This window comes from uncultured Pontibacter sp., assembly GCF_947502515.1.
GTDB lineage: Bacteria > Bacteroidota > Bacteroidia > Cytophagales > Hymenobacteraceae > Pontibacter.
The window spans coordinates 450732-463213 of sequence record NZ_CANNAI010000003.1; the positions used below are offsets into that span (position 1 = coordinate 450732).

The window sequence follows — 12482 nt, forward strand, 5'->3', positions numbered from 1 at the left end:
TATTAGTTATTCTTAGTATTTGTGCTTTCGCAATACTAATGCCAAACTTAGGCACAATATTGTGCTTTACCCAAACTATTACTTTCCTAAACTGAAAAAGTTTGTTTGCACCCGTTCAGCTTATATTTTGTCGTGTTTGAGTACCACCAAAAAAGCCTGTCAGCAATACTAACAGGCTTTTCTGCTCTATTAATTTAATCCAATCCGCTTATGCCGATTTGGCGGCTCTCTGCGTTTTGGCTGTTCCGTTTTTTTCTTCTGTGGCAGGCATGATCATGCCCAGCAGGTCTACCAGGCGCTGCTTCAGTTCCTTGCGGTCTACGATGAAGTCCAGGAAGCCATGCTCCAGTACGAACTCCGCACTCTGGAATCCTTTCGGCAGGTCTTTTCCGATCGTTTCTTTTATAACACGCGGACCGGCAAAACCGATCAACGCACCCGGCTCGGCAATGTTGAAGTCGCCCAGCATGGCATAAGATGCCGTTACACCACCTGTGGTAGGATCCGTGAGCATCGAAATATAAGGTAGTTTCTCCTCCGAAAGAAGCGCCAGTTTTGCAGAAGTCTTGGCCATCTGCATCAGCGAGAAGCCAGCCTCCATCATACGGGCACCACCTGACTTGGAGATCATCATGAAAGGCGTGCGCGTTTTGCGGGCATGGTCAATGGCGCGGGCAATCTTCTCACCCACCACTGATCCCATAGAGCCACCAATGTAGGCAAAGTCCATACAGGCGATGGTGATGTCCCTGCCACCTGACTTACCATAGGCAGTGCGCACGGCATCTTTCAAACCAGTCTTGCGCTGCGTCTCAGCGGTGCGCTGCGGGTATGGCTTGGAGTCCACGAAGTTGAGCGGGTCACCCGAGGTCATATCCTCGTCCATCTCCGTAAACTTGTTATCGTCGAACAGGATGGCGAAATACTCCTTTGAACCAACACGGTCGTGGTAGTTGCACTTCACGCATGTCTTCAGGTTTTTGCGGTGCTCAGTCATGCTAGTCACTGTCTTGCAATCCGGGCACTTAAACCACAAGCCGTCCGGAGTTTCCTTTTTCTCCTCTGTCGGTGTGATAATTCCTTTTTCTACTCGTTTAAACCAAGGCATCATAATCGTATCGGTCGTGCGTACCGCACATTAAATGGTTGTACTGCCATACTTCTCTTCACCAACTCTGGGCAGATTTGGGCACAAATATAGCCTGCTTCGGATTACTCACAAAGGAGCGGCTCCAAAGCAGGCTGTAAAATTAGTTAATAATCAGCAGTTCTGCTACAGATTAAGCAAGTGTAATATCATTGGCCAGGTATACGTCCTGTATTGCGTTCAGCAGTTCCACTCCTACTTTCATATCTTTCTGGAATGCCTTACGGCCTGATATTAAGCCCATACCGCCTGCACGCTTGTTGATAACAGCTGTACGCACGGCATCTGCCAGATCCGACTCGCCCTTGGATTCACCACCAGAGTTGATCAGGCCGGCACGACCCATGTAGCAGTTCGCCACCTGGTAACGGGCCAGGTCAATTGGGTTATCAGAAGAAAGCTCTGAGTACATCTTCTCGTGGGTCTTGCCAAAGCCGATCGCCTTAAAGCCACCGTTGTTCTCAGGCAGTTTCTGCTTGATGATGTCCGCCTGGATCGTTACGCCCAAGTGATTGGCCTGTGCCGTCAGGTCAGCTGCTACGTGGTAGTCAGTGCCGTCTTTCTTGAAGGCATTGTTGCGGGTATAGCACCACAGAATTGTGGCCATACCTAATTGGTGTGCTCTTTCGAATGCCTCAGCCACCTCAATGATCTGGCGGGAAGACTCCTCAGAACCGAAGTAAATGGTAGCACCTACGGCAGTCGCACCCAGGTTCCAGGCTTCGTCCACTGAGCCGAACATGATCTGGTCATACTTATTCGGGTAGGTCATCAGCTCGTTGTGGTTGATCTTCACCACAAACGGGATCTTGTGCGCATACTTTCTAGACATCATCGCCAGGTTACCAAAGGTAGTAGCCACGGCGTTGCAGCCACCTTCGATGGCTAGTTTGATGATGTTTTCAGGGTCAAAGTAAATTGGGTTTGGAGCGAAAGAAGCACCTGCGGTGTGCTCGATGCCTTGGTCAACTGGCAGGATGGACAGGTAACCTGTGCCAGCCAGACGGCCGTGGTTGAAAAGCTGCTGCAGGCTGCGCAATACCTGCGGGTTACGGTTTGACTGAGAGAACACACGGTCTACAAAGTCAGGGCCCGGTGCATGGATCAGATCCTTAGAGATTGTTTTGCTTTCATACTGAAGCAGATTTTCTGCTTCAGAACCAAGTAAGGAAACGATGTTATCGTACGACATTTTTTAAATAGTTTTTGATAAAAGGGACGTATTGAATTGCAGGACAAATATATAACGCTTTTTGAATATTTCAGATAATATCATGGTTGCTCTTGCAAGTAGTGCGCTGTTGCCTGCACATACCGTTTCCGTCCTCAAAATGTTGCTCTAATTTCAGTACTGAAACTGCCTGCCCTGCACTTCCGAATTACCACTGCACGGATTACTCCAGGTGTGAGCAGGTGCTTAAACCTAATAAGGGGCGCTACTCGTTATACAATAAACTAGGTATAAGCAGATTAAGTATCAAAAATATGAAACACAACTTTATCAGGAACGCTTGGTTGCCACTCCTGCTCCTGTTGACAGGTATAGCGGCATGCTCCTCCTCTACCCAGATCATGGGATCCTGGAAAAGCCCCGAAATTGAAGCACAGAATTATCAGCGGGTAGTGGTGGCTGCTCTTACTGATAACGTCCTGGCCCGGCAGGAAGTGGAAAACGATCTGCAGGCACAGTTGCAAATGAGAGGTATTCAGGCAACCCGCAGTATTGATTTGTTCCCGCCATCAGCCACCGCTAAAACCGGACCGGATGTAAACCTGCTCATAGAGCGTATCAAGGAAGACGGCCATGACGCCATCCTGACCGCCACGCTGGTCGACGAGCAGACCGAAACCCGCTACGTGCCCGGCAATATGGGGTACCGCCCGATGACGCGCTTTGTATGGTATGGCAGCTTCAGAGGTTACTACAACTACTGGTACCCTACTTTGTACGACCCGGGCTATTACACTGAAGACAAGGTATACTACCTTGAAACAAACCTCTACGATGTCAATTCTGACCGCTTGGTATGGTCAGCTCAGTCTAAGTCACATAGCCCCCGCAGCCTGCGAAAAGCCGCCAGCAGGTTTGCTGAACTCACCGTCCAGAAGATGGCTGAAGACAATGTGCTTCCTTCTGTTACAAGGCAATAAAAAAAGGCGCTCCTCAGAGCGCCTTTTCTGTTCGTAAGGTATAACCTATTCGTTGTAAAGCACGTGCAACACCGTCTGCCCCACTGCCTTCAGGGTGTTCTTGCTGATGATGTCCATCGTGTCGGTATGGCGGTGATGATAAGGCCCGAAGTAATCGTCCTGGTTTGCCATGTTGTACTCGATGATATCGATCATACGGATACCTGCCACTGTGTTCACGTAATAATGGTCGTCGGTAATGGCCGGAGCATTCACATACTTGAAGTAGTCAGAATATCCTAGGCGATTGCCGGCACGCCATACCTTGTCCACGATGTTGCGGGCATACTGCATAGAGGTCCCTTCGCGGGCAAACTTAGCATTCTCGGCTCCTACCATGTCGAGTAGTATTCCATAGTTCGCTTTGTAATTCGGCTTGTGTTTGTTCTTGCTCCAATACTGTGACCCCAGGCACCAGGTATCGCTCTGGTACGGGTAGTCGCTCTCGTCAGGCTGTCCGTAGTCTTCTCCATCGAAGAAGATGATATCAACGCCTATACCTGGCTTCTGCTCCGCCGCCTGTATGGCACGTGCGATCTCGAGCAGTACTCCTACACCGCTGGCCCCGTCATTGGCACCGTCGATGGGCTTGTTCTGATTTTCCTCGTCTTTATCGGCAAATGGTCGTGTGTCCCAGTGCGCAGCAAGCAGTACACGCTTGGTTGCATTGGGATTGATGGTGCCGATAATGTTGCGCAGGTTGAGCATGGTACCGTCAAAAGCACGTGCCTGAAAGGCCTGCACCTGCACCTCGGCGCCATAGCTGCGCAGCGTCTCAATCAGCCACTCCCCTGTTTTGTAATGTGCTGCTGTGTTAGGCACACGCGGCCCGAAAGCCACCTGCTGATCCACAAAGTTGTAAGCAGAATCCGCATCAAATTCAGGTGCCTGCACCACTGCTTCTTCCACCTCTGTAGTTTCCACACGATCACTACTGCTTCCGTTTTCAGAAGAGTCGCAGCTTTTAAGTCCCATGGCGCTCAGCAACAGGATGCCAAGTAGCTTCATATTATTCTTCATAAGCCCAGTCTATTCCGGTTTTCAGGTCCTTAATCACGATGCCCTGTTTCTTCAGCTCGGCGCGGATGGCATCTACTTTATCATAAGCCTTGTTCTCTTTTGCCTCCTTGTAAAAGCCGAGTACCAACTCCAGCATATTTTCCATATCAGCAGTCGGCTCGTCTTTTAACCCAAGCACATCATGCACTAGTTCGGTATAGGTTGTGCGGATGGTATCGAAGGTGTCGCGCGTCAGCGCCCCGATCTGCAACTGCCCCAGGTATAGACTGTTGATTTTCTTGAGCAGGTTGAAGAGTGACGCGATGGTACGGGCCGTGTTCAGGTCATCGTTCATGCCGCGGAAGCAATCCTCCGTCAATTTCAGCAAATCCTCATTCAGCTTTTCGTCCGGTGTGCCGGGCTGTTCCGGGTATACCAGTTTCTCGAGCACACGCATCCCGTTCATCAGCTTCCTATACCCTTTCTGGGCAGCCTGCAGCGCCTCGTTGCTAAAGTCGAGTGTGCTGCGGTAGTGCGCCTGCAGGATAAAGAAGCGGATGGTCATCGGGCTGTAAGCCTGCTCCAGCATTTTATGCTTGCCGCTGAAGAGCTCGCTCAGGTTGATGAAGTTGCCCAGCGACTTACCCATCTTCTGTCCGTTCACAGTGATCATGTTGTTGTGCACCCAATAACGGGCAGCATCACTGTGGCTGTGGCTGGCCTGACTCTGCGCAATCTCGCACTCGTGGTGCGGGAACATCAGGTCAAGTCCGCCACCGTGAATATCAAAAGTCTCGCCCAGGTACTTGCGGCTCATGGCCGAGCACTCAAGGTGCCAGCCCGGGAAACCGTCGCTCCACGGCGAAGGCCAGCGCATGATGTGCTGTGGCGAGGCTTTTTTCCAAAGCGCAAAGTCAAGCGGTGAACGCTTTTCCCCCTGCCCTTCTGTGTCACGGGTGTTGCTCAGCAGGTCTTCGATGATGCGACCCGACAGCTTCCCATAGTTGTTGTTCTTGTGATAGGCCGGTACATCAAAGTACACCGATCCGTTCACCTCATAGGCCATACCATTCTCGAGTATTTCCTGAATCATTTGGATCTGCTCAATGATGTGACCTGAAGCACGCGGTTCTATGTCAGGCGACTTGGTATTGAGTGTCGCCATGTCCTGCTGGTACACATTGGTATAGTGCTGCACGACCTCCATCGGCTCGAGGTGCTCCAGCTTGGCTCTCTTTTGGATCTTGTCTTCGCCTTCGTCGGCATCGTTTTCAAGGTGGCCTACATCGGTGATGTTACGCACATAGCGTACTTTATACCCGAGGTACTTGAGGTAGCGGTACAGCACGTCGAAGGTAACGGCACTGCGGGCATGGCCCAGGTGCGGCTCGCCGTATACTGTCGGTCCGCAGACATACATTCCCACAAAGGGTGCGTGTAACGGTTCGAACAGTTCTTTTTTGCGTGTGAGCGTGTTATACAGGTTCAGTTTGTGTTGCATGGTATCGATATGCACAGCATGCGTACAGGGCATGCTTTCTGTTTATACTTGATTATCCTGGTGAGCCTTGGTGGCCAACCAAAGTTCAAAACTAAAAAATTATACCGTCAGTCCCTTACTCCTCTTTCGGCTTGATGACGTAGGTCGCCGAGATTGGAAAGTGGTCGGAGAGTGGCATTTCGTAATGTGTTTTAAAATCGTAAGCATCCAGCCCTTCGCTGAAGAACTGATTATCAATACGCAGGAATGGTAAAGGTCCGTTGTAAGTGGCCCCTACCCCGTTGCCCGCTTTCTCAAATGAGTTATTCAATTCACCTACCAATTGACTGTAGGTATAGCTGAACGGAATGTCGTTAAAATCGCCTGTCACAATTACCGGATAAGGTGATGTTTTTACATGGTCGAGCAACTGCTGTACCTGCATGGCTCTGGCCCGGAACCCCATGCGCAAACGACGGGCCAGGTTGCGGCTCTCTTTCCGGAAACTCTCTTCATCGCCTATTGCGGAGTAGGTGTTCTCGATGTCCTCTGCCTTAATGCTCATCGACTGCAGGTGCACGGCGTATACCCTGACGGTATCCCCTTTCACATTGATGTCAACCCAGGCGGCCCGGTTGGCGCTGCGTTCCGGTGTGTTCGGAAAGCGTATCGTATTACCCCGCACGATCGGGTATTTTGAGAAAATAGCTATACCTAGATCCGCCTTCACGCGATCGCCCTGATAAGTGGAGGCGAACACATACCGGTTATACCTCTTACCGATCCGGTTGAAGTTATTAAACTCTGTAGAATTGACCCGGCTGTAAAACTCCTGCAAACAGAACACATCGGCAGGGTGTGTGGCGACCCAATCTACCATCTCTTCCGAGACACGCGGCACGCCTTCAACTATCCTTTCGTAGGCGTTAAAAATATGCACATTGAAGCTCAGCACCTCGAGGGTTTTAACACCTTCAGGCAGCTCCTTGTCCCAGGTAATCGATACCAGTCGGCCATAGTGATTCCAGCCAAGGCCAATGACTGCCAGTGGCAGAAAAACATACCACGAGCGCTTAAACAGCCAGTAGATAAAGAACAGGAAGTTAAGCACCAAAGCGCCAGGAAGAGAGAAAGCAACAAAGCCGGCAGGCCAGAATTCGTAGGGTGGTACGCGCATGCTCAGCACTCCCAGCAGTAGCCAAAGCACCACCAGGATATTCAGGATCAGCCAGATTCTCCGGCGTATTTGTTTGAATGTACCTGCCACGGTGGCAAACTTACAAATTATGCTTGTAGGAATATCAAGCTACGCTTCAGAATATATTCACTTGTGGTGGCTATAATGATTTTAATCTGCAGAACTTTTCCAGCACTTGTGCTTGTTACAGAACCGAAGCCCCTCCGGCAGCTGGCACTGGCCACAAAAATGCCGCCCGAAATCTCCAGAAACCATATAATTACAGCGCACTTAAACACATATTGTTGTTTATATAATGTTTTTATAGTAAATTTGTGACATTATTTCCAAGGAGATGAGGGGACGCGAGGTCCCCTTCTTTATTTTCTTTAAATAAATATGGCAATAACGGCACAAAGTATTCGCGCTATGGCGGAAGCCAGCCTTCCGGAAAGTGACCTGTTCATCGTAGATGTGGCAGTGTCTGATTCGGCAGTGCGCCCCAAGATAACCGTGTTGGCTGACGGCGAGCAGGGCATCACCATTGACCAGTGCGCTACCATCAGCCGCCGCGTCAATTCAAAGATCGCGGAGACGTATGGCGAGGAAGTATCTTATGTGCTGGAGGTAAGTTCACCGGGAGTGGATTTTCCACTTACCCAGCCGCAGCAGTTTAAGCGAAACATCGGCCGCAACCTGAAACTGAAAATGCAGGACGGAACCGAGAAAACAGGCAAGCTGGAAGAAGTAACCGAGACAGGTATAAACCTGACAGAAGAAATCAAACAAAAAGGCAAAAAGGCAACGTATGAGCCTGTGCAAATACCTTTCGGGGAGATTGTAAAAGCAAATGTTGTAATATCTTTTAAATGATAAAATAATGAACAGTTCAGTCCTGATCGAGTCGTTCGCTGAATTTGCGAAATTCAAGAACATAGACCGCCCGACGATGATGCGCATCCTGGAGGATGTATTCCGTACCATGATCCGCAAAAAGTGGGGTACCGACGAGAACTTTGACATCATCCTGAACGTGGAGAAGGGTGACCTGGAGATCTGGCGCAACCGCGAAATCGTGGACGACAACTCGGAGGACATCTGGGATCATGACAAGATCGCCCTATCAGAGGCTCAGAAAATAGAGCCTGACTTTGAAGTAGGTGAAGAAGTGTCTGAAGAAATACAGCTGGAAGACTTCGGTCGCCGTGCCGTGTTGACTGCCCGTCAGACGCTGATCCAGCGCATCAAGGACATGGAGAAAGAGTTGCTGTTCCAGAAGTACAAGGACCTTGTTGGCGAGATCATTTCAGGCGAGGTATACCAGGTATGGAACCGCGAAGTACTGTTGCTTGATCAGGAAGAAAACGAACTGCTGATCCCGAAAGGTGAGCAGATCCCGAAAGACCGCTACCGCAAAGGCGACGTAGTGCGTGCTGTCGTACAGCGTGTTGAGATCGTGAACGGTAATCCGAAGATCATTCTTTCCCGTACATCTCCAGCATTCCTGGAGCGTTTGTTTGAGAACGAAGTACCGGAAATATACGATGGCCTGATCGCGATCAAAAAAATTGTGCGTGAGCCCGGCGAGCGTGCTAAAGTAGCCGTAGAATCGTTTGATGACCGTATTGACCCGGTAGGTGCTTGCGTGGGCATGAAAGGTTCCCGTATCCACAGTATCGTACGCGAACTGGAGAACGAGAACATCGACGTGATCAACTACACAGACAACCTGGAGCTATACATTCAGCGTGCCCTTAGCCCGGCTAAGATCACCAGCATGAAGATAGACCATGAAAATGGCAGAGTATCCGTGTTCCTGAAGCCTGACCAGGTATCGCTTGCGATCGGTAAGGGCGGACAGAACATCAAACTGGCCAGCAAACTGGTAGACATGGAGATCGACGTATTCAGAGAGTCTGAGGTATACGAAGAAGACATCAGCCTGGAAGAGTTCACGGACGAGATCGAGGACTGGGTGATCGCAGAGTTGCGCCGCATCGGTCTGGACACTGCCAAGAGTGTACTGGCAGTTTCAAAAGAAGACCTGCTTCGCAGAACAGAACTGGAAGAGGAGACGATCGAAAGCGTACTCTCTATCCTGCGCGAAGAGTTGGAAGAAGAAGACAATCAATAGTTGTGAGTTGAGCTTCGTTCCTGTAATTTTGAAAGAAATTCGGAACGAAGCTCAGTTCTATACCTTGCAAGGCAGCTATAGCATATTAACAGAATAAATTAAAGACAGCATATCAGAACATGGCAGAAGACAAAATCAGGAGGCTCAAACAGGTTGCAACTACTTTAAACATTGGTACAGCTACCATTGTGGATTACCTCTCTGCTAAAGGCTTTGACGTGGAAAACAAACCCACTACCAAAATCACGGCAGAGCAGTTCAGTATGCTGGCTAAGGAGTTCGCTTCTTCAATGCAAGACAAGATTGAAGCGGAAGAACTCAACATCGGCAAGAAACCACAAAGCAACCAAGTAGTGGAATCGGAGCCGCACCATGAGCCTAAGAAAACGACAGAGCCTGAGCAGGAAATCCTGATCAAGAGCGTGCACCAGCCAAAAGCCGAAACCCCTGAGGCCAAGCCTAAAACAGAAGAGCCAAAAGCGCCTGAACAGCCAGCCGCGGCACCAGTTGAAGCAAAGCTGCCAGGTATAAAAGTGCTAGGCAAAATAGACCTGGACGCAAAAGGTCGCCCAGTGCCTAAGCCGGCTGCAAAACCGGAAGAGCCGAAGGCACCAGCTGCAGAGCAGCCAACTGCCCCTGCGCCGAAAGCGCCAGAGCAACCTGCCACACCAGCTCCAGCTCCAGCTCCTGCGCCGGTTGAGAAACCAGCTGCTGAGCAGAAGCCTGCAGCAGTCGAACAAACTCCTGCGACGCCAAAAGCAGAAGCTCCGAAACCGGAGACTCCTAAAACCGAAGAAAAACCACAGCAGCCGGCAACGCCTCCTGCCCCTGCTGCGGAACAAAAGACAATAGAAACAGAAAAAGCTCCTGCGCAAGCAGCGGCACCACAGGCTCCGGATCAACCGGCTGCAACGCCTGTCGAAAAAGGAACAGAACCAATAGAAACAATTACAGCAAAAGCCGACCAGTTGAAAGGCCTTACGGTACTGGGCAAGATTGAATTGCCAGACAGCACACGTAGAAAAGGTACTAAGCCGGTAGCGTCTTCCGATGACAGGAAGGCCGGTAAAAAGAAAAAGCGCAAGCGCATTATTGTGGCCGGTACAGAACAAGGCGGCACACAAGGACAACAACAAGGCACAGCCAACCCGCAGTCACGCCCGATCCAACATACTGGTGGATCAGGTAGTGGTTACCAGGGCAATCGTCCGGGACAGCGTCCTGGCGGCGGACCTGGAGGTCGTGGGCCACGCAATGCTCCGGCTCCTCGCGCTGAAAAAGCAGAGGTTACTGACAAGGAAATTCAGGAGCAGATCAAAGCTACGCTGGCGAAGCTAAGCGGCGGCAAAGGTGGTGGTGGTAACCGCGCCAAGTACCGTCGTGAGAAACGCTCCGCTATTGCCGATGCAACAGAAGAGCGCCGTCTGATGGAGCAGGCAGAGTCTAAGACACTGCGTGTGACAGAATTCGTGTCCGCCAATGACCTGGCAGCACTGATGAATGTGAGCGTGAACGAAGTCATCAAGGTTTGTATGCAGTTGGGTATGTTCGTATCCATCAACCAGCGCCTTGACGCCGAAGCGATCACTATCATTGCTGACGAATTTGGCTACTCAGTTGAGTTCATCACTTCCGAAGATGAGCAGGCACTGGAAGAGACCATTGAAGAAAACGAAGAGGACCTGGTAGATCGTGCTCCGATTGTGACCATCATGGGTCACGTTGACCACGGTAAAACTTCCCTCCTTGACTATATCCGAAACGCCAATGTAACAGCTGGCGAGGCCGGTGGTATCACGCAGCACATTGGTGCCTACAGCGTGAAAACTGAAGGCGGACGTACCGTTACCTTCCTCGATACTCCTGGTCACGAAGCCTTTACGGCCATGCGTGCCCGCGGTGCCAAGGTAACAGACGTTGTAATTATCGTGGTAGCAGCCGACGACTCGGTGATGCCACAGACAAAAGAAGCGATCAACCACGCACAAGCTGCTGGTTCGCCGATCATCATCGCTCTTAACAAAATTGACAAGCCAGGAGCTAATCCGGACAAGGTACGTGAGGAACTTGCCCAGATGAACATACTGGTAGAAGAGTGGGGTGGTAAGTATCAGTCACAGGAAGTGTCAGCCAAAACAGGAGTAGGTATACCTGATCTGTTGGAGAAAGTATTGCTTGAGGCTGAACTCCTTGAACTAAAGGCTAACCCAGACAGAAAAGCGGTAGGTACCGTAATCGAAGCCTCTCTTGACAAAGGCCGTGGTTATGTAGCCACTGTACTTGTTCAGACAGGTACGCTGAATATTGGAGATGTTGTGCTAGCCGGTTCTCACTACGGTAGAGTAAAGGCCATGACAGACCACCGCGGTCGCAAGATGAAAGAAGCAGGTCCTTCTACTCCGGTGCAGCTGCTCGGTCTTGACGGTGCACCACAGGCTGGTGACAAGTTCCAGGTAATGGAATCAGAGCGTGAAGCACGTGAGATCGCAAGCAACCGCGCTCAACTGCAGCGTGAGCAAAGCCTGCGCACACGCAAGCACATCACCCTGGATGAGATCGGACGTCGACTGGCGATCGGTACCTTCAAGGAGCTTAACGTGATCGTGAAAGGTGACGTGGACGGTTCCGTGGAAGCACTTTCTGACTCCCTGTTGAAGCTGTCAACTGCCGAAGTGCAGGTGAACATCATCAGCAAAGGCGTAGGCGCTATCTCCGAGTCTGACGTACTGCTTGCTTCGGCTTCTGATGCAATCATCATCGGTTTCCAGGTTCGCCCTTCTCAGAATGCACGCAGACTGGCAGAGCAGGAGCAGATCGACGTTCGTCTGTACTCTATCATCTACGATGCGATCAACGAAGTGAAAGATGCGATGGAAGGTATGCTTGCTCCTACCCTGAAGGAGGAGATTACAGGTAACGCTGAAGTGCGCGATGTATTCAAGATCACGAAGGTTGGTACGATTGCAGGCTGTATGATTACAGACGGCTCTATTCAGCGTAACTCTAAAGTACGCCTGGTACGTGATGGCATCGTGGTGCACGACGGCGAAATCCTGGCACTCAAGCGTTTCAAAGATGATGTGTCAGAAGTACGCCAGGGTTACGAGTGCGGTATCAGCCTCAGAGGATACAACGAGATCCAGGTTGGTGACGTGATCGAAGCTTACGTAGAAAAAGAAGTGAAGCGTACGTTGTAATACAGCTAACTTCATCTATCATAAGAAAGGCTCCTGCGAAAGTAGGAGCCTTTTGTTTTGCACCTAATATGTAGCGTGCATTTATACCTGTATGACAGGTGCTATACCTGATGTGGCATACCTCCAACTACCCATGTCGATTGATTGCGGAAGCTCCT

9 protein-coding genes are annotated in these 12482 nt (G+C 50.5%); 4 read left to right on the forward strand and 5 right to left on the reverse strand.

Annotated features, from left to right (window positions below):
- Positions 1–208 precede the first annotated feature (208 nt).
- Together accD and Q1A54_RS11095 are read right to left on the reverse strand one after the other, a co-directional pair.
- Positions 209–1108: an acetyl-CoA carboxylase, carboxyltransferase subunit beta gene (gene accD, locus Q1A54_RS11090; protein WP_299987916.1), complete on the reverse strand. Its 900-nt coding sequence runs from the start codon at positions 1106–1108 to the stop codon at positions 209–211.
- Between the two features lie 172 nt (positions 1109–1280).
- Positions 1281–2339 carry a class I fructose-bisphosphate aldolase gene (locus Q1A54_RS11095; protein WP_299987808.1) on the reverse strand — a complete coding sequence of 353 codons (1059 nt, stop codon included), beginning with the start codon at positions 2337–2339 and terminating at the stop codon, positions 1281–1283.
- 293 nt (positions 2340–2632) lie between these two features.
- Between Q1A54_RS11095 and Q1A54_RS11100 the strand changes: the two genes are divergently transcribed.
- Positions 2633–3298, forward strand: a complete 666-nt coding sequence (locus Q1A54_RS11100) for a hypothetical protein (protein ID WP_299987811.1) — start codon at positions 2633–2635, stop codon at positions 3296–3298.
- A 45-nt stretch (positions 3299–3343) separates the two neighbouring features.
- On the opposite strand, the gene Q1A54_RS11105 is transcribed toward Q1A54_RS11100, so the two are convergent.
- The 3 genes from Q1A54_RS11105 to Q1A54_RS11115 all read right to left on the reverse strand — a co-directional run bounded on the left by Q1A54_RS11105 (position 3344) and on the right by Q1A54_RS11115 (position 7083).
- Positions 3344–4357 carry a M28 family peptidase gene (locus Q1A54_RS11105; RefSeq protein WP_299987814.1) on the reverse strand — a complete coding sequence of 338 codons (1014 nt, stop codon included), beginning with the start codon at positions 4355–4357 and terminating at the stop codon, positions 3344–3346.
- Positions 4347–5837 carry a cysteine--tRNA ligase gene (cysS, locus tag Q1A54_RS11110; protein WP_299987816.1) on the reverse strand — a complete coding sequence of 497 codons (1491 nt, stop codon included), beginning with the start codon at positions 5835–5837 and terminating at the stop codon, positions 4347–4349. The genes Q1A54_RS11105 and cysS overlap by 11 nt, the downstream gene beginning before the upstream one ends.
- 115 nt (positions 5838–5952) lie before the next feature.
- Positions 5953–7083, reverse strand: a complete 1131-nt coding sequence (locus tag Q1A54_RS11115) for an endonuclease/exonuclease/phosphatase family protein (protein ID WP_299987819.1) — start codon at positions 7081–7083, stop codon at positions 5953–5955.
- A 309-nt stretch (positions 7084–7392) separates the two neighbouring features.
- Between Q1A54_RS11115 and rimP the strand changes: the two genes are divergently transcribed.
- The 3 genes from rimP (at position 7393) to infB (ending at position 12324) form a co-directional block, all read left to right on the forward strand.
- On the forward strand, positions 7393–7866 hold the full coding sequence (gene rimP, locus Q1A54_RS11120; RefSeq protein WP_299987822.1) for a ribosome maturation factor RimP: 474 nt from the start codon (positions 7393–7395) through the stop codon (positions 7864–7866).
- A 7-nt stretch (positions 7867–7873) separates the two neighbouring features.
- Positions 7874–9127, forward strand: a complete 1254-nt coding sequence (nusA, locus tag Q1A54_RS11125) for a transcription termination factor NusA (protein WP_076422926.1) — start codon at positions 7874–7876, stop codon at positions 9125–9127.
- Between the two features lie 119 nt (positions 9128–9246).
- Entirely contained in the window at positions 9247–12324 is a 3078-nt protein-coding gene (infB, locus tag Q1A54_RS11130; protein WP_299987826.1) for a translation initiation factor IF-2, read from the forward strand.
- Positions 12325–12482: the final 158 nt, after the last annotated feature.